The following is a 17616-nucleotide window of genomic DNA, read 5'->3' on the forward strand; positions in this document are numbered from 1 at the left end:
CGGACACTGGCGCTCCTCGGGGGAAGGGCCCACTTGCCGGGCCTGTTCTCTGTGGTGTCCCCCGTCTCAACTGCCTCACCAGTCAGGTATCACAGATGTCACCCGATTGGACACGGATGGTAATCGACCCTGGACGTATCCAGCCCGTCCATCACGACCCCTTCGGCGCCCAGCTGCTCCAGCAAGCTCGACTTGCCCGAGTCCCCGTCCATAGCCGTCACCTGGTGTCCCCAGGCCGCGAGCTGCGGCACCGACCGCCGCCCCAACGCCCCGGCCCCGCCGGCCACGAACATCGGCTCGATCCTGCGGCCGTCGACGCCGCCGCGACGGAGCGGGATGCGGTGCTGTCGACGCTCGGAGTGCTGCCCGCCAGAGCAGCACCTTCAACCGGCGCCGCAACCGTCCGGAGGGGCCTTGCCCGGCACGGGACCCCGTGCCGCTTCCGACGCCTGATCCTCAGCCGGGTTGCCTGGCCACGACGACCAGACCCGGCCCGCTCTGCTCATCCGCAGGGAACCGAAGTTCGGCGACCGGAGGTCCACCCCGGACACGTCTAGTCCCCGTTCGGCAAGGTAGGCGGTCACCGTTCCGGGTCCGCAGCCGACGTCGAGGACAGGCCCAAGCTCGCTCACGGTGTCAGCGAAGGCGTCGGATGATCCCCTCACGGAGTGCCGGCATCCCACAAGATGACGGTGTCGCCTGACCTCGGGACCGCTCTTCAAGTTCCACGAGCTGCGGGACATCCTCGCCTCCCCGTTGAGGATCAGTCCAACAGCTCTCTCAGCATCCCGTTGACCTGTATGAACAGAGCTGCTCCTGCGTTCTGGTTCCGTCATAGGTCCGGCCCCGAGCCACGTGCCTGCAGCCGTTCCCAAGCTGTTTGCAAGACAAGATCTGCAGCATTGACTGGGACATCGTCTTCTTACACGGAAAGGAGGAATGTTCCATGGAATCGGCGCCACGCACCGAGCTCGGGGAAATCACCTCGGTCGGTATGGAGTTGGACGAGAGCGTGCTGAGCAACGTCAGCGGCGGCCGGTGGGACGAGTTTCACACGGGCGAGTATCACGACCCGCCCGGTGTCTGCCTCCCCGACTCCTGAGCGCTCACCCGCACAGCCCGCCGTGGTCGCCGTTCCTTCTGGGGGGCCACGGCGGGTGGCCTGTCGCCCCCGCTCTCCGAGGAGATCCGTGTCACCCCCGCATGTCCTCGTCCTCACCCGTGACCACGACGCGCACGCCGATCACGTCCGGCATCTGCTGGCCGGGCGCGGCGCCCGTACCACCGTCTTCGACAACCGGGACTATCTCACCCGGGCCCACGTCGAGCTGGCCTACACCACGCGCGGACTCTCCCGGCGGCTGCTGCACACCGAGTCCGGCACGCTCGACCTCGACTCGCTGACCGCGCTGTGGTGGCGGCGCCCGAGACCGCCGGAGGCCCACCCGGCGATCACCGATCCGTCGGTGGCCGCTTACACCACCCAGGAGAGTGTGAACCTGATCACCGATCTCTGGGAGCACCTGCCGTGTCGTACGGTGCCCGCACGCGAGTCGGTGTTCCGGCGGGCCGCGCACAAACCGTCCCAGCTGATGCTGGCGGCCGAGCTCGGGTTCGAGATCCCGGAGACCCTGATCGCGACCCGGGCGGACGACCTGTGGGACTTTCACAACCGCCATGACGGGCACATCGTCACCAAGCCCATGGGCCTGCCGTGGGTAGAGAACCTCGCGGCGGGCCACACGGTCATCCGCAAGTGCGACTTCGTCTCGCCCCGCGATCTGGCGTACGCCGAGGCGCTGCGGTTCTGCCCGGTCATCGCGCAGCAGTACGTGCCCAAGCGACTGGAGCTCCGGGTCACCGTGGTCGGGCGACGGGTGTTCGCGGCCGAGATCCACTCCCAGGAGAGCAACCGGTCGATGGTGGACTGGCGCCGGTACGACCTCGCGACGACCCCGCATCGCGTGCACCCGCTTCCCGACGAGGTCTCCGACCGATGCCTGGCGATGACAGACCGTCTCGGACTCGACTTCGGAGCCTTCGACCTGGTCCTGACCCCGGACGGCCGGTATGTGTTCCTGGAGATCAACCCCAACGGGCAGTGGCTGTGGATCGAAGGGCTGACCGGCCTGCCGATCAGCGAAGCCCTCTGCGACCTGCTGCTGGAAGGAGCCTGACCCGTGTCCCCGATCGTGCCCCCCAATCTCCTCGATGAGGCCCTGGAATGGCTGTGCGGGCTGGACGGCGTGCCACCGGAGCATGCGAGGGAGCGGCTGACGGAACTACGCGCCCGATATCCGGAGACCAGGATGCGGCTGCTGTGGCAGCGCGAGGCGGCCACCGAGGAATACCACTACGACCTGCTGTTCCCCTCACCCGAGGGGAGCGTCTCGGTGGCATTCGCGCCGGACCGGGTGATCCCCTGGCCGCTGCGGGGAGGCCAGCGCTCCGGCGAGCAGCTCGTCCTGCGCGTCGACGGCGTCGACATGACGATGGAGCGGGCCATCTCGGTCCTCGACGCGCTGTGGAACGACGCCGCACTCGCCAGGCGACTGGTCGACGCCGCCCTGGTCGAGCAGGCCGTGGACGCCCGCGGCCGAGACCTGCCCACCGACCGGCTCCAGGAGGCCGTGGACGCTTTCCGCCGGGCGCGGGGCCTGCTGACCGCGCAGGCGCTGCGGCAGTGGATGACCGAACGCGGCCTGAGCCACGCCCGCCTGGAGGAGATCGTCGCCGGCGAGGCGGCGGTGGCGGACCTGCGCCGGGAGGTGGCCGCAGATCGGGTGGAGGACTTCTTCGCCGCCCGTCACGAGGAGTTCGACCGGTTGCGCGTGGTCAGGCTGCGGTACGCGGATCCGGATCGTGCCGACGCCGCCGTGGCCCTCCTGCGCGCAGGACGACCGGCCGAGCCGGCGGTGAGCACCGGAACCGTTCAGGTTGACGGGGCGGGAGCGTCCGGCGGGGCGAGTGGACGCGATCCCGTCGCGTTGGCGGCCGAGGAGATGCTGGCGGCCTCGGCCACCTGCCGGATGGAGGCGAACCTCAGGGACGACCTGGTCGCGCTCTTCGGCGCCCCGGCGGCGGATGCGCGGGCCGGTCAGGTGCTCGGCCCCGCCCGGCTCCCGGACGGCGGCTTCTGCGTCGTGTCCGTGCTGGCCGTGGAACCGGCGGTGCTCGACGAGGCGACCCGTCGGCTCGCCGAGAAGCGGATCTTCGATGACTGGCTGGCGGAGCGGCGGCGCCACGCCCACGTGGAGTGGTTCTGGGGCAGCCGGGCCCGTACCGATGAGATCACCGCCGCCCTGCGGGTCTGATCGAGTCCTTCCAGGGTGGACTCGCGGATGGCCTCGCGTTCGATCTCGTCCGGCCCGCTCCACGCCGCCTCCGCACAGCGGAGGCGGGCCGCTTCGGCCGGTGTGGCGTCGCGGACCTCATAACCGTTCTGCCCGTCGTGCCCCAGGACCGTCACGATGCCGGTGACCAGTACCTTTCCGCTCATGGTGTCGTGGCAGACGACGCGCCGGTCGACACCGAAGGTTTCATGGGCAGGCCGATCGGCGTAGTCCCAGCGCCGGCCCCGGTAGGTTCCACCCGGCTGCGGCTCGTACGCCTGGACGTCGGCGGTGAAGGTGACGTCGTCCGGGTTCAGGACTTCGGCGGTGTGTATGCGCGCAGCAAGGTCTCGGGCCCGCTCCTCACGCCGCTCGGGAGCCCACTGCTCGACCGTTTCCGGCAGATGGTGCCAGTGGCCGGCGATCTGCGGGTATTTGCTGACGAGATCGGCCGACCAGTGCGGCCATCTCTCGCGTTCGGCGATGGCGGGCACCTCCCGCTCCGCCATCGCCGCCTGCCAGCGGTCGAAGGGCATGTCCGGCGGCAGACCCTGGGCCGCCAGAAAGTCGGCCATGGTCATCCCCTGGCGGACGAGCTGCTTGTTCAAGGCCGCCTGCCTGCGGCCGATCCGCGCCGCGGGCCAGTGCTCGGCCGTGGACATCGGCACTTCGACCGGGCGCGCCTGCCGGCCGTTCGCCCTGTCGGGACGCGCGTGCCGGGCCGGGGGGCCGAAACGCTGACGGAGGGTGGCGAGAAGACTTATGCCCTGCCCTCGTGTTGTCAGCGGTGAGAAGGAGAGCGGCGCGCGCAGGAAGCCCGCCTCAGCGGTCGCTCGGTGACGGGCTGTTGCCGCCTCGGTGACCGCTACCGGGTCGGCGGGCTCCCATGCGATCAGCCGAGCTTGAGCAGCAGTTCGGTGAGCTCGGCCGGCATGGTGATCATGCAGTCGTGGCCCGTCTCCAGTTCCCACACCTGTGCCGGGCCGCCGTTGGGCTGTATCGCCGGGACGGGCCGCCGCTCGATGCCCTCCGGTACGCCGACGACACAGTGAACGTGCGTCCGCGGAATCGCGCGCACGGCCGGGTTGTCCAGCCGGACCGGTTGCCGGAGGCAGAGCACCGGCTGATCCGACAACATCGTCCGCAGCCACGCCACGTCCGCCGGGTCGGTGACCCCGAACAGGCCCAGGGGCGGCGGCAGCTCGGGCATCGGCGGGACCCGCCAGCCGACCTCGGACTCCGCGGCGCGGTCGATGAGGTCCTGGGTCACGGGATGCACGTCCACCGCGCTCTCGCCGTCCTTGGGGACCATAGCGTCGAGATAGACCAGATGGGCGATCCGATCCGGGATCCGGTTGGCGGCGGACGAGATGACCAGCCCGGCGTAGCTGTGGCCCACCAGGATCACGTCGGTGAGGTCCTCCTCGGTGATCAGCCTGACGATGTCGTCGACGTGCGTGTCCAGCCCTACCTCGGGGCCGAGCAGATGCGCCTTGTCGCCGTGGCCGGTCGGCGACGGCGCGACCACCCGGTGCCCGGCCGACGCCAGCAACGAGACCACCCGCTCCCAGCATTGCCCGCTGTGCCAGGCCCCGTGTACCAGCAAACCTGCTACGCCTCGGGGCGGGAAGACCCCGGCGGCGGCGGCCCCGGATAACGACGCCAGACGTCGACCGGCGGCAATTAAGCAACAGAGTCCTTCAGGCCGGGGGTGAAGGCCCGCGCGGGAGTGCCTGCCAGGGCGCGAGCGTGCCCTAAACCGGGCGATTCAACCAGACCGGCCGCCATGCGCTTGTTCGGTGGCTTCCGCGATCGGCACGGGCACGACCGCCGCGACCCTGCGTCCTCGGTTCGTGATGTAGGTGATCCTGCCTCGTTCAGGACGTCCGCGAACCGCCCCCGCGCGTCGGCGACGCTCATCTCTCCCGATTCCATGAACGTCACGGTAGGCGGATGCACCTTCACCTACGATCGGCCCGTGCAGCTCAGGTACAATTTCCGCCTCTCCCCGACACCGGGTCAGCGCCAAGCGCTGGCACGGGCGTTCGGGTGCGCGCGCACGGTGTTCAACGATGGGCTGCGCGCACGCCGGCAAGCACACGAGAACGGCTTGCCGTACATCTCCGACGCGGACCTGTCCAAGCGGGTCATCACCCACGCCAAGGCGGCACCGGAGCGGACGTGGCTGGGCGAGGTGTCCAGCGTGGTTCTTCAGCAGGCCCTGGCCGACCTGAACACCGCCTACCGCAACTTCTTCGCCTCCCTGTCGGGCAAACGCAAGGGCCGGAAGGTCGGCCTGCCCCGGTTCCGGTCGCGGAAGGACTCTCAGCAGGCGATCCGGTTCACTAAGAATGCCCGCTTCTCGATCACGGCGGGCGGGAAACTGCGACTGCCGAAGATCGGCGACGTGGCGGTCCGCTGGTCACGCTCTCTACCCTTGGACCCGTCATCGGTGACGGTGATCAAGGACAGCGCGGGCCGGTACTTCGCGTCGTTCGTCGTGTAGGCGGGCGATGAGCCGCTGCCCGAGACGGCGGCCGAGGTCGGCATCGACCTGGGGCTCACCCACTTCGCGATCCTGTCCAACGGCCAGAAGATCGCCAACCCGCGTATTCTGCGGCGCGCGGCCAAGAGGCTCCGCAGGGCACAGAAAGCGCTGAGCCGCACCCGGAAGGGTTCGGCGAACCGCAAGAAGGCCAGGGTGAAGGTCGCCCAGGCACATGCCACGGTGGCCGACACGCGCCGCGACTGGGCACACAAGCTCTCCACCGCACTGATTCGCGAGAACCAAGCGATCTACGTGGAGGACCTTGCCACCTCCGGCCTGGCCCGCACCCGCCTGGCCAAGAGCGTGCACGACGCCGGATGGTCGCAGTTCGTGGACATGCTGGAGTACAAGGCGAAACGGTACGGGCGGACACTCATCAAGATCGGCCGGTGGTTCCCCTCTTCCAGGCTGTGCTCGGAGTGTGGTACCCGGCGAGACGACATACCGCTGGACGTGCGGGAGTGGACCTGCCCCTGCGGCGCCGTCCACGACCGCGACGTCAACGCCGCACGCAACATCCTGGCCGAAGGCCGACGAACCGTCGCCGCTGGACGGAAACCCGCCGCTGGGATGCGGCGGGGGGCGGAGACGTTAAACGCCTGTGGAGGTGACGTAAGGCCACCGCTCGCGGTGGCGGACGCCGATGAAGCAGGAAGCCTCAGAGGTGTCGCGTGAAGGCGCGGCACGGGCTGAAACCCCTGCCTTCAGGCCGGGGAGCACGTCAATTCGACGTCCTCGCCGCCAACGTGCTGGCGACCGCTCTGTCGCCGCGACTCGTGGCGGGGGGCAACCGCCTGCGGGACGTGTTCCTCGACCCCGCCGAGCAGGCCCTCTACCCGGACTGGGAGGACGCCGCGCAGGGCATGGTCGCCGGCTTCCGCGAGTCCGTCGGCACCGACACGGACGACCCCCGATTCATCGAACTCGTCGGCGAGCTCTCCCTCGCCAGCCCTCGCTTCAGCAGGCTCTGGGCCCGCCACGACGTGAACACGTGCGAAGGCACCCCCAAGCACATCGACCACCCCCAGGTCGGTGGCCTGTGGCTGAACCGGGAGAGGCTGGGCGTCAGCGGCGCGACAGGCCAGACGCTCGTCGTCCTCCACCCGGACCCCGGCACCGACAGTGCCGACAAGCTGGCGCTCCTCGCGTCCGTCATGCGGACATGACCCCGCCCGTGCTCAGCCGCTCTGCCGGGTGGCCCGGCCCGAGAGGTTCGAAAACCGGCAGGTGATCTTGAGTCGGCCATTGACACCGGATGAGAAAAGGACTGAGCCTCCCGGCGACGCCGGGAGGCTCAGTGTTCACACCCGTAGCGGCGGGCGGGGGGCGGGCAGGCCGGTCTCCTCCTCGCAGCGGGCGAGGACCTCCTCCAGCGGCGGCCCCATGTTGAACACCGCGGGCTCGGGCCTGGAGGCGCGCAGGGACTCACGGAGCCCGGCCGTCGCCTCCAGGTCCACCGTTCCCGCCTCGTCGCAGGACACTCCGTAGCGGCGGGCGCCGCCGGGGGTGACCAGACCGCGCCGCACCTCCAGCCCGACGAGGTCCGGATCGCGCTCCAGCGGGTCGCCCCACCCGCCGCCACCCCAGGTGACGAAGTGCAGCAGGTCTCCGGGGGCGACCGGGACGTCGTGCACCTTGCTGGGCAGCACCTCCACGGTCCCGTCGGCCCGCTCGATCCACTTGCGCCCCCGGGCGCCGGGGTCACCGCCGTTGACACCCCACGGGTAGGTGAGCCAGCGGTCGTCGTGGATGGCGATCGTGCCCGGCTCCAGGAACCGGTAGGCGACGTCCACACCGTTGCCGCCACGGTGCAGCCCCGCCCCGCCGGTGTCGGCGACGGTCTCCCAGCGCTCGACGCGCAGGGGATAGTAGGACTCCAGGAACTCGCACGGGATGTTGGTGAACGAGGGCCAGAGCGAGTGCCCGTCGGGGCCGTCGCCGATCGGGCGTCCGGGGATGCCGCCGAAGCCGATGGAGTAGAGCTGGAACCACTCTCCCGTACCGGTCTTGTGCCCTGAGTACATGAAGTGCGGAGAGGAGGAGAAGCCCGCGGCGTTCAGCAGTTCCGGCGTCTTCTGCCCGAGCAGCCCGCCGAACAGGTCGAAGATCCGGCCGATGCCGTGGTTGCGGGCGTTGAGCGCGGCCGGGTACTCGGGCCTCCAGAAGCTCCTCTCCGGGATGCGCACGTCCACCAGTGGGTAGAAGCCGTCGTTCCACAGGATCTGCGGGTCGGCCACGGTGATCAGGTAGATGCCGAAGAACATCCGGGCGAGGTTCTCGTTGATGTAGTAGTTGATCGGCCCCTGGGCCTGCGGGTCACTGCCGGAGAAGTCGAGCAGCACCTTCTCTCCGGTGCGGGTCAGCGACAACGTCAGCCGGTACGGCCCGTACCCCACCCCGTCGTCGCAGATGTAGTCGGAGAAGGTGAGGGTCTCCCCGTCCTCGAACAGCGTCGCCAGGAGGATTCTCATCGCGTCGTGGTTGCGCTGGAGCAGCGCCTCCAGCGCCGAGGTGTAGGTCTCGGCCCCGAAGCGCGCGCACAGCTCCTGGATCCGCCGCGACGCGGTGCGGCAGGCCGCGATCAGGCCGTTGAGGTCGGCGCGGTTCCAGTCGGGCTGGCGTACCTGGTTGAGGATGATGCGCAGCGCGTCCTCGTTGAGCACGCCCCGGGAGTAGAGCTTGAAGGGCGGGATGACCACGCCCTCCTCGAAGATGGTGCGCGCGTCGGTCGGCATGGAGCAGGCGGTCTTGCCACCGACGTCGGACATGTGGCCGAACATCGACGCCCAGCCGACGACCCGGCCCTCGACGTAGATCGGCATGACGACCAGCCAGTCGTTGGCGTGACTGATCGCGCCGTCACAGGAGTAGGGGTCGGAGGTGAGCAGCACGTCGCCCTCCTCGATGGTCCCGTCGAAGCCGTCGAGCAGCGCCGGGATGGACAGGCCGAACTGTCCGACGACCATGCGGCCCCGCGGGTCGCCGATCAGCGGGAACTCGTCGTGCTGCTCCCGGATGCCGGGAGAGAGCGCGGTGCGGAAGAGCACCTCGTCCATCTCGTGACGCGCGTTGCGCAGGGCGTTCTCGATGATGTCGAGGGTCACCGGGTCGACGTCCACCGCGGCGAGCGGCACGGTGGCGGTCTCGATGATCTGGGCCATCATGCCTCCAGGGGACGGATGAGCAGGCTGCCGCTCTCGTGGACCGTCGCGGCGTGACCGGGCAGCACGAGGGTGGTGGAGTCCATCTCGACGACGATCGCCGGGCCGCGCACCACGTTCCCGGCGAGCAGGGCGGAGCGGTCGTGGACGGCGGCCTCGGTCCAGCCGCCCTCGACCCAGATCTCCTGGGTTTCGGTGACGGCCGCCGAGGGGTCCTCCCCGCCCGGGGCCAGCGAGACGGCCTGGACGTTGGGACGCGGCCCGCTGACGGCCGCGCGGGCGCTGACCAGTTCGTGCTCGTTGTCCAGCAGGAACGAGAAGAGCCTTTCGTGCTCGGCGTCGAACGCCTTGCCGAGGGCGTCGAGCCCGGTGTCCGGGGTCAGCGGGATCGGGATCTCGAATCCCTGGCCGTGGTAGCGGACGTCGACGTGATAGGTCGCGCTCTGGTCCGCGCGGTCGACGCCCTCGGCCTCCAGCGTCCGCGCCGCGGTCTCGGCCAGCTCGGTCAGCAGCTCGCCCAGTTCGGTGTCGGTGAGCTGGGAGAAGCGCCGGATGTAGGTGCGGGCGGCCTCGTCGCGCAGGGACGTGGTGGCGTCGCCGTACGCGCAGAGCACGCCCGGCGAGGGCGGGATGACGACCGGCCAGGAGCCGGTGAGCCTGCCCAGCGCGTTGGCGTGCAGCGGGCCGGCGCCGCCGAAGGCGACCAGCGCGAAGTCACGGGGGTCGAAGCCCTGCTGCACGGAGACCAGGCGCAGCGCGCCGAACATGTTCTCGTTGACGATGTCGACGATGCCCTGGGCCGCGGCCTCGACCGACGGCAGGCCCATGGCCTCGGCGACCCCTGCCACCGCGGCGCGCGACCGCTCCCGGTCCAGGACGATCTCGCCACCGGCCAGCCGGGTGGGCAGGTAGCCGAGCACCACGTTGGCGTCGGTGACGGTGGGCTCCTCCCCTCCCCTGCCGTACGCGGCGGGGCCAGGGTCGGCACCGGCGGACTGCGGGCCGACGCGCAGCGCCCGGGTCAGCTCGGGGACGTGGGCGATGGAGCCGCCGCCCGCGCCGACGGTCCGCACGTCCACCGAGGCCGAGCGGACGGTCAGGTCACCGACCCTGGTCTCGCGGCCGACGCGCGGGCGCAGGCCCTGGACGAGGGCGACGTCGGTGGAGGTCCCGCCCATGTCGAAGGTGAGGAAGTCCGGGAAGCCGGCCTGCTCGGCGACCCAGGTCGCGCCGGCGACTCCGCCGGCCGGTCCGGACAGCAGCAGGTTGACCGGGCTGCCCGCGGCGGCGGAGGCGGAGGCCAGGCCGCCGTCGCTGCGCAGGATGTTCAGGGAGCCCGTCACACCGCCCTCGGCGATCCGGCCGGCGAGGTTGTCCAGGTACCTGGCGACCTGGGGCTGGACGTAGGCGTTGGCGACGGTGGTGATCGTCCGCTCGTACTCGCGCAGCTCGGGCAGGACCGCGGAGGAGATGGAGACCGGCACGCCCGGCAGTTCCTCCGCGGCGATCTCGGCGACCCGCCGCTCGTGGCCGTCGAAGGCGTAGGAGTTGATCAGGGAGACCGCGAGTGCCTCAACGCCGCGCAGGCGCCTGAGAGAGGCACGCAGCGCGTCCTCGTCAAGGGGCGTGACGACCGACCCGTCGGAGGCGACCCGCTCGACCGCCTCGACCGTGTCCTCCAGCGCGGCCAGCGGCTCGGGCTTGGGCCAGATGATCCAGCCGGCCAGACCTCCGGGGACGAACGAGCGGGCGATCTGCAGCACCTGCCGGAATCCGGCGGTGGTCACCAGGCCCACTCGCGCGCCCTTGCCCTCCAGGATGGCGTTGGTGGCGACGGTGGTCCCGTGCAGGACCTGGCCGATCTCCGAGAGGGGGATCCGCGCCTCGGCGCGGACCTTCTCGATACCGGCCAGGACGCCGACCGACTGGTCGTGGGGGGTGGAAGGGGTCTTGGCGCGGAAGGTGCGCCCGGTAGCGGGGTCGATGAGAAGGATGTCAGTGAACGTCCCTCCGACGTCCACCCCGAGCCGGTAGTGCATGCCGTGCTCCTTGGTCGGATGGTCCCCGCCGTGACGAGCCGTGTGATCTCCTCGCCGGTCGGACCGAGCGCCGAGCACGCTTCCCGGGGCGGTCGCAGAGTTCGGGGACCCCGTTCCACGCGGTCGGCTCGGCCTCAGGGGCGTACCGCCCTCCGAGAATCCGCCCGTACGGGTAGCCATCCGTAGATATGTGTACATTCCTCCGGTTGATCTGCCACCATGATGGAGATGCGATCACCCAATGACAAGAGATTGCACACAATTCATGGAAATCGACGTCGCCGGGGCGGCTCACGGAACCGGCCGGCGATCGGGTCCACAGGCGCCGGAGTCGGCCACGCCGAAGCGCCGGCGGCGACCGTGCCGCACCGCGTCGAGCCGTCCCGGAGCGTCGGGACGGGTCCTGTCTTACCGGGCGCCGGTCGCCACGGGTGAGCCGTGGCTCACGCCCCGGCGGGCCGGGCGAAGGAGCCGGGCAGGCGAACGCGCGCGAGGGTGCCGCCCCCCTCGGCGTTCTCCAGCTCCACCTCTCCCCCGGCGTCGCGCACCGCCTTGGCCACGATGGCCAGCCCCAGCCCCGACCCGGGCATGCTGCGGGCCGAGGACGACCGCCAGAACCTGTCGAACACGTACGGCAGCTCCCCCCGGGGAATGCCGGGGCCGTGGTCCCTGACCGTCAGCTCGCCGTCCCGGAGCCTCACCCGCACCGGCCCCTCCCGCCCGTGCGAGAACTTCACCGCGTTGTCCAGCAGGTTCACCACGGCCCGCTCCAGGGCTGCCTGATCACCTCGCAGGTACCAGGGGCGCAGCTCCACCTCGATCGGGGTATCGGGGGCACGCAGCCGGGCCCGGCGCACGGCCTCCTCGACGACCTCGTGGAAGGCGACCTCGACATGCGGCTCGTGCTCGTCCTCGGCACGCGAGAGCTGGAGCAGGTCCCCGACGAGCGTGGACATCTCCTCGAACTGGGCCTTGAGGTTGGTCAGCAGCCTGTGCTTGGGAGCGGGGTCGAGCGGCCGCCCGGTGTTCTCGCTGCGCAGCAGCAGGTCGATGTTGGCGCGCAGGCTGGTGAGCGGGGTGCGCAGCTCGTGTCCCGCGTCGGCGATCAGCCGCCGCTGGCGCTCGCGGGACCCGGCCAGCGCGGCGGTCATCGCGTTGAAGGAGACGCCGAGCCTGGCGATCTCGTCGGTGCCCTCGACCGGGATCCTGGTGTCGAGGTCCTCGGTCCTGGCGACGTACTCGACGGCCTCGGTCAGCCGGCCGACCGGGCGCAGCGCGGTGCGGGAGACCAGCAGCCCCGCCGAGGCCGCGCAGAACACGCCGAGCGCGGTGACCCCGGCCAGGATCCAGGCCAGGGCGGCGAGGGTGGCCTGGACCTCCTCCAGCGACCGGGACTCCATGATCGCGGTACCGGGCCCGACGTTCCTCGTCATCACCCGGACCTCCTCGCCGCCGTCGGTCACCCCGTCCCTGAACCTCCTCGTGCCGGGCGGGGCCTGGGTCAGGGCCAGGTCGGCGGGGGTGACCTTGACGGGGGCGGTGCCCACGACACACCTGCCGCCCCCGGTGTAGACCAGCTGGACCGACGGGACGCGGAACGGCGGCCTGTGCTCGCTGCTCTCCCTCGGCCCCGCCGGGCCCCCCGCGCAGTACGACTCGATCCACTCGACGCCCTGCGGTCCCTTCGGCACCTCCAGGGAGCGTTCCACCTGCCGCAGCAGTTCCGCCCTGACGACGAACCAGCACAGCACCGCGCAGACCGCGATCGCCAGCGCCACGGCCGCCGCCACCAGCAGGGTCAGCCGCGAGCGCAGCGAACGGCGACCGTTCACGCCGAGTTCCGCAGCACGTAGCCGACTCCCCGGACCGTGTGGATCAGCCGGGGACGCCCGCCGGTCTCGGTCTTGCGGCGCAGGTACATGACATAGACGTCGAGGGAGTTGGAGGAGGGCTCGAAGTCGAAGCCCCACACCTCGCTGAGGATCTGCTCGCGGGTGAGCACCTGGCGTGGATGGATCATGAGCAGCTCCAGCAGCAGGTACTCGGTACGGGTCAGCTCCAGCCGCTCGCCCGCCCGGGTGACCTCGCGGCTGGCGGTGTCCATCCGCAGGTCGCCGAAGGCCAGGCGGGCGTCGTCCGCGGCCGCGGGCGCGCTCAGCGCGCCGCGCCGCAGCAGCGCCCTGACGCGCGCCAGCAGCTCGTCCAGCTCGAACGGCTTGACCAGGTAGTCGTCGGCCCCCGCGTCCAGGCCCGACACCCGGTCGCCCACGGCGTCGCGGGCGGTGAGCATGAGCACCGGCAGGTGGTTGCCCGCCGCCCTGAGCCTGCGGCAGGCGGTCAGCCCGTCCAGCCGGGGCATCATCACATCCAGCAGGACCAGCTCGTACGACTCCCGCTCCAGCGTCTCCAGCGCCTGCTGGCCGTCCGAGGCCACGCCGACCCGGTAGCCCTCGAACTCCAGGCTGCTCTGCAACGCCTCCCTGAGCGCGGGCTCGTCGTCCACGACCAGCACCCGCGCCGCCTCACCGTCACCCATGGCCCTCACGTTAGACGCTCATCATGAGAACCCGATGAACACCTCAGGCCGTCTTCGCCCAGGCCGGACGGGCTCAGCCGAGCAGCGCCATGGCGGCGTTGTGGCCGGGGATGCCGCTGACGCCACCGCCGCGCCGGGCACCCGCGCCGCAGAGCAGGACGCGCTCGAGGTCGGTCTCCACGCCCCAGCGCCCCGGCTCCCCGTACGGCCAGGACAGGTCGCGGTGGAAGATGTGGCCGCCCGGCAGTCCCGCCTCGGTCTCCAGGTCGACCGGGGTCTTGGCCTCCAGGCAGAGGCCGCCGTCCGGGGCGCGCAGCAGGCAGTCCTCGACGGGTTCCGCGAGCACCCGGTTCATCGAGGCGAGCGTGGCGCGCAGCGCGGCCTCGCGGGCCCCTGCCGGGTCGTCGCGGAACAGCCTGGCCGGCATGTGCAGGCCGAACAGCGTCATCGTGTGGGCTCCGGCCTCCCGCAACCCCTGACCGAGAATGGAGGGGTCGGTCAGCGAGTGACAGTAGACCTCGGCCGGGGGCAGCGTGGGGATCCGCCCGGCCGACGCCTCCGCGAACGCGCGGGCGAGCTGGTCGCGGCCCTCGTTGATGTGGAACGTGCCGCTGAACGCGGCCTCGGGGTCCACCGCGGGGTCCTTCAGCCGCGGCAGCCGGGACAGCACCATGTTGACCTTGAGCTGGGCCCCCTCGGGGGCGGGTTCGGTGCCGCCGAGGAGCCGGGCGAGCACGGCGGGCGGCACGTTGGCCAGCACCCGCTCGCCCACCACCGCGTGTTCCCCGCCCGCGTCGCGGAAGGCGACCTCGCCCGAGGCGTCGACCGCGAGGACCTCGGCACCGGTCAGGATCTCCGCCCCCGCGGCGCGGGCGGCGTCGGCGAGCGCGCCGGAGACCGCGCCCATGCCGCCGACGGGGACGTTCCAGTCGCCGGTCCCGTCGCCGATCACGTGGTAGAGCAGGCACCGGTTGGCCAGCAGGCCCGGATCCGAGGGGTCGGCGAAGGTACCGATGAGGGCGTCGGTGAGGACCACCCCGCGTACGGTGTCGTCGGCGAACCGCTCGTCCACCACCTCACCGATCGGCCGCTCGAACAGGTCGCGCCACGCCTCGTCGCCGACGAGGCGCCGCATCGCCGCGCGGTCGGCGAGAGGCTCCAGCAGTGTCGGCGCGACCCTGGCGGCCACGTCGGCGGTCATCCCGTAGAAGCGCCGCCACGCGTCCAGCTCGTCGGTGCCCCCGGTGATCCGGGCGAAGGAGGCGGCGGTCCGCGCGGCGTCGCCGTTGTCCACCAGCAGCCCGCTCTCCCCCACCGGCGTGTACGAGGCGTACCGGCGCCGGCGCAGCGTGACCCTGAGCCCCAGGTCGGCCACGACCTTGGAGGGCAGCAGGCTGACCAGGTACGAGTAGCGCGAGAGCCGCGCGTCGACCCCGGGGAACGCCCGCGCCGACACGGCGAGACCACCGACGTGGTCGAGGCGCTCCAGGACGAGGACGCGCCGGCCCGCGCGGGCGAGGTAGGCGGCGGCGACCAGGCCGTTGTGGCCGCCTCCGACGATCACTGCTTCATAGCGAGAGCGGAGCACGATACTTCCCCTTGACGTCCTCCCACGGCTTGAGGGCCGGGGATTCCAGCACCCGACCTGCCGGCCGGATCTGCCGGTCCGCGGTTCACCGGCCCGGACGTCCCGAAGCCTCCCCGCGCGGACACGGCACGCCCTGCGGCGTTCGGAGAAACATGCCCCGCTTGGTCGTCGCGGAACACCCCGACCCTACCGAGCCGCACCCGCGCCCGCACAACGAGCCGAAGCAGGAAGGGGCGTCCGCCCCAGACGTCAGTGAGCGGACGGCGGGGCCGGGGGCTCCGGCCGCCCGGCGGCGGAGAGGGTGATTCTCAGCAGGGTGGCGGCCGGGCCGCTGGGGGTGCGACCGCGGCGCCAGACCGCCCGCAGGCGGCGCGCGAGGTCGATGTCCCTGGTGGGCACCTCGATCAGGCGGCCGGTGGCCAGCTCGGCCTCCACGGCGTAGCCGCTGAGCACGGCGGGGGCCGCGCCCTCGCGGGCGGCCCCCTTGACCGCCGCGTTGGAACCGAGCTCCAGCCTCGGGGAGGCGACGGTGTAGCCGGTCAGCGCGACGTCCAGCGTCTCGCGGGTGCCCGATCCCCGCTCCCGCACGACCAGTGGGGTGGCGGCCAGCTCGGCGGCGCGCAGCGGGGTACGGCGGCGCGCCCACGGATGGCCCGGCGCGACCACCACCACGAGCCGGTCCGTGGCCACCACCCGCGACGCCAGCCCTGGCGGCACCGAGGGGCCCTCCACGAAGCCGAGCTCGATCTCACCGCCGATCAGCTTCGCCACCTCCGCCGAGTTCTGCACGTCCAGGCCGACCTGTACCTGGGGCTCACGGTTCTGGAGCTCTCCCAGCCAGCGCGGCAGCAGATACTCGGCCACGGTCATGCTGGCGGCGATGTGCAGGTGGGCGGCCCGGCCGTGCCGTACCGCCTCCACTCCCCTCATGAGCTCCTCGGCCGCCGCCAGCACCTGCGCGGCCCAGGCGGAGACCATCGCGCCCTGCGGGGTGAGAACGGAGCCGCGCGGGGTGCGTTCCAGCAGTTCCAGCCCGAGACGTCGTTCCAGCAGCGAGATGCGCTTGCTCACCGACGGCTGCGCGACGCCCGCCGCCCTGGCCGCCTGGCCGAGGCTGCCCAGGCGCTCCACATCGACGAGCAGGCGCAGGGATTCGATGTCGGGCAGCTCACTCATAGCCCCAGGCTATGACCTACCAGCAAGACGACGGGTACCGGCCCCGCCGGGCCGCGCCGACACTCGGACAATGCCCTCCTCCCCGCCCGCCCGTTCACCGGGGCCTACCCGGCACTCCCCTCCGGGGTCCGCAGAGACGGGGCTCGGGACGCTCGCGCCGGGGCTCGGGGCGGTGGCCGTCGCGGTGGTGCTGGCCACGGCCGCCACCCGGATCGTTCCCGAGGTGAGCGCCGCCGTGATCGCGGTGGCACTCGGGGTCGCGCTCACCAACCTCGGCGGCCTGCACCGTTCGCTGGCCCCCGGGCTGAGGTTCGTCTCCCGCCGGGTGCTCCGCCTGGCGATCGTGCTGCTCGGGCTGCAGATCGCGCTACCGGAGCTGCTGGCGCTCGGCTGGCCGGTGCTGGCGGTGGTCGCGACGGCGACCGGTGTCACGTTCGCGGCGACGCGGTGGATCGGGGGCCGGGTCGGGGTGAGCCCGCGCAGGTCCCTGCTGATCGCGACCGGCGTGTCCGTCTGCGGGGCGGCGGCGGTGGCCGCCATGCACGCGGTCGCCGGAAGCGATGACGACGACGTGGCGTCCGCGGTCGGCGTGGTCGTCCTGTACGGCAGCGCCTCGATCGTCGCGCTGCCGCTGCTCGCGGGATCCCTGGGCCTGACACCGCACCAGCTGGGCATCTGGGCCGGCGCCTCGGTCCACGAGGTCGCGCAGGTCGCCGCCATCGGCGCGGCGGCCGGCGCGGGGGTCCTGGTGAGCGCGGTGGCCGTCAAGCTGGTCCGGGTCGTCCTGCTGGCCCCGATCGTCGGCCTCACCTCCGCCGCTCTGCGCCCCGCCTCGACGGAGCCTCCGGAGAGCGGGCGGGCGGCGGGCCGGCCGCCGGTGGTACCGCTGTTCGTCGCCGGGTTCGTCGTGGCCGTGGCGGCGCGCAGCCTGGGCCTGGTGCCATCCGAGGTCACCCGGGTCATCCCCGGTCTGACGGCGACGCTGCTCGCGGCGGCGCTCTTCGCCCTGGGCACCGGTGTCGATCTCCGAAAGCTCGTGCGGGGCGGGCGGTCACTGCTCCTGGGCGGGATCGCCACGGCCATCATCGGCGGGATCTCACTGATCGGAGTCCTACTCATTAGCTGATCTTTAAGTGGACGTCTCCCGGCAACCGCCGTAACGTGCTCTTTTTGGGGAAGACGGTGTCGTTTACACCGTTCCAAAAGCAAGCAATGATTACGACCTCGGACAAGGAG

The 17616-nt window shown here is 71.5% G+C and carries 12 protein-coding genes and 2 pseudogenes; 6 read left to right on the forward strand and 8 right to left on the reverse strand.

The genetic code is table 11. From position 1 onward, the window contains the following. Positions 1-527: 527 nt before the first annotated feature. Positions 528-620, reverse strand: a pseudogene (locus tag AB0J58_RS14385) (class I SAM-dependent methyltransferase); the annotation flags it as partial. A 326-nt stretch (positions 621-946) separates the two neighbouring features. On the opposite strand from AB0J58_RS14385, the gene AB0J58_RS14390 reads away from it, so the two are divergent. From AB0J58_RS14390 to AB0J58_RS14400, 3 genes are all read left to right on the forward strand, one after another. Continuing rightward, entirely contained in the window at positions 947-1102 is a 156-nt protein-coding gene (locus AB0J58_RS14390; protein WP_364214971.1) for a hypothetical protein, read from the forward strand. A gap of 88 nt (positions 1103-1190) precedes the next feature. Beyond that, the gene (locus AB0J58_RS14395; RefSeq protein WP_364214974.1) at positions 1191-2177 is read left to right on the forward strand and encodes an MvdC/MvdD family ATP grasp protein; all 987 of its coding nucleotides are present in this window, start codon (positions 1191-1193) and stop codon (positions 2175-2177) included. A 3-nt stretch (positions 2178-2180) separates the two neighbouring features. After that, on the forward strand, positions 2181-3314 hold the full coding sequence (locus tag AB0J58_RS14400) for a TIGR04500 family putative peptide maturation system protein (RefSeq protein WP_364214977.1): 1134 nt from the start codon (positions 2181-2183) through the stop codon (positions 3312-3314). 910 nt (positions 3315-4224) lie between these two features. Here AB0J58_RS14400 and AB0J58_RS14405 read toward each other — a convergent pair. Then, positions 4225-4938 (reverse strand): alpha/beta fold hydrolase, encoded by a 714-nt coding sequence (locus AB0J58_RS14405; protein ID WP_364214980.1) that lies wholly within the window; start codon positions 4936-4938, stop codon positions 4225-4227. Positions 4939-5310: 372 nt separating this feature from the next. On the opposite strand from AB0J58_RS14405, the pseudogene AB0J58_RS14410 reads away from it, so the two are divergent. After that, a pseudogene (locus AB0J58_RS14410) lies at positions 5311-6555 on the forward strand (RNA-guided endonuclease TnpB family protein). Next, a complete protein-coding gene (locus tag AB0J58_RS14415) occupies positions 6552-7046 on the forward strand; it encodes a hypothetical protein (RefSeq protein WP_364214982.1) in 495 nt (164 codons plus the stop codon). The pseudogene AB0J58_RS14410 and the gene AB0J58_RS14415 overlap by 4 nt, the downstream one beginning before the upstream one ends. Before the next feature lie 135 nt (positions 7047-7181). Here the strand turns inward: AB0J58_RS14415 and AB0J58_RS14420 are convergent, their stop codons facing one another. The 6 genes from AB0J58_RS14420 to AB0J58_RS14445 form a co-directional block, all read right to left on the reverse strand. After that, positions 7182-9044, reverse strand: coding sequence for a hydantoinase B/oxoprolinase family protein (locus AB0J58_RS14420; RefSeq protein ID WP_343977525.1), 1863 nt, complete (start codon positions 9042-9044; stop codon positions 7182-7184). Then, positions 9041-11080: a hydantoinase/oxoprolinase family protein gene (locus tag AB0J58_RS14425; protein WP_364214984.1), complete on the reverse strand. Its 2040-nt coding sequence runs from the start codon at positions 11078-11080 to the stop codon at positions 9041-9043. Before AB0J58_RS14425 ends, AB0J58_RS14420 begins: the two co-directional genes overlap by 4 nt. Positions 11081-11523: 443 nt before the next feature. Then, entirely contained in the window at positions 11524-12912 is a 1389-nt protein-coding gene (locus AB0J58_RS14430; protein ID WP_364214987.1) for a HAMP domain-containing sensor histidine kinase, read from the reverse strand. Next, entirely contained in the window at positions 12909-13616 is a 708-nt protein-coding gene (locus AB0J58_RS14435) for a response regulator transcription factor (RefSeq protein ID WP_364214990.1), read from the reverse strand. Before AB0J58_RS14435 ends, AB0J58_RS14430 begins: the two co-directional genes overlap by 4 nt. Before the next feature lie 73 nt (positions 13617-13689). After that, positions 13690-15204, reverse strand: a complete 1515-nt coding sequence (locus tag AB0J58_RS14440) for an NAD(P)/FAD-dependent oxidoreductase (RefSeq protein ID WP_364214992.1) — start codon at positions 15202-15204, stop codon at positions 13690-13692. Positions 15205-15453: 249 nt separating this feature from the next. After that, positions 15454-16380: a LysR family transcriptional regulator gene (locus AB0J58_RS14445; RefSeq protein WP_364214995.1), complete on the reverse strand. Its 927-nt coding sequence runs from the start codon at positions 16378-16380 to the stop codon at positions 15454-15456. A 70-nt stretch (positions 16381-16450) separates the two neighbouring features. Here AB0J58_RS14445 and AB0J58_RS14450 point away from each other — a divergent pair, with 70 nt between their 5' ends. After that, entirely contained in the window at positions 16451-17506 is a 1056-nt protein-coding gene (locus AB0J58_RS14450) for a putative sulfate exporter family transporter (RefSeq protein ID WP_364214998.1), read from the forward strand. Positions 17507-17616: the final 110 nt, after the last annotated feature.

The organism is Streptosporangium sp. NPDC049644, assembly GCF_040675205.1.
Lineage (GTDB): Bacteria > Actinomycetota > Actinomycetes > Streptosporangiales > Streptosporangiaceae > Streptosporangium > Streptosporangium fukuiense.

Excerpts from the sequence above, each read along its gene's own strand:
- AB0J58_RS14390 (WP_364214971.1), top strand. The coding sequence starts at position 947 with ATGGAATCGGCGCCACGCACCGAGCTCGGGGAAATCACCTCGGTCGGT.
- AB0J58_RS14420 (WP_343977525.1), bottom strand. The coding sequence starts at position 9,044 with ATGATGGCCCAGATCATCGAGACCGCCACCGTGCCGCTCGCCGCGGTG.
- AB0J58_RS14425 (WP_364214984.1), bottom strand. The coding sequence starts at position 11,080 with ATGCACTACCGGCTCGGGGTGGACGTCGGAGGGACGTTCACTGACATC.
- AB0J58_RS14435 (WP_364214990.1), bottom strand. The coding sequence starts at position 13,616 with ATGGGTGACGGTGAGGCGGCGCGGGTGCTGGTCGTGGACGACGAGCCC.
- AB0J58_RS14445 (WP_364214995.1), bottom strand. The coding sequence starts at position 16,380 with ATGAGTGAGCTGCCCGACATCGAATCCCTGCGCCTGCTCGTCGATGTG.
- AB0J58_RS14450 (WP_364214998.1), top strand. The coding sequence starts at position 16,451 with ATGCCCTCCTCCCCGCCCGCCCGTTCACCGGGGCCTACCCGGCACTCC.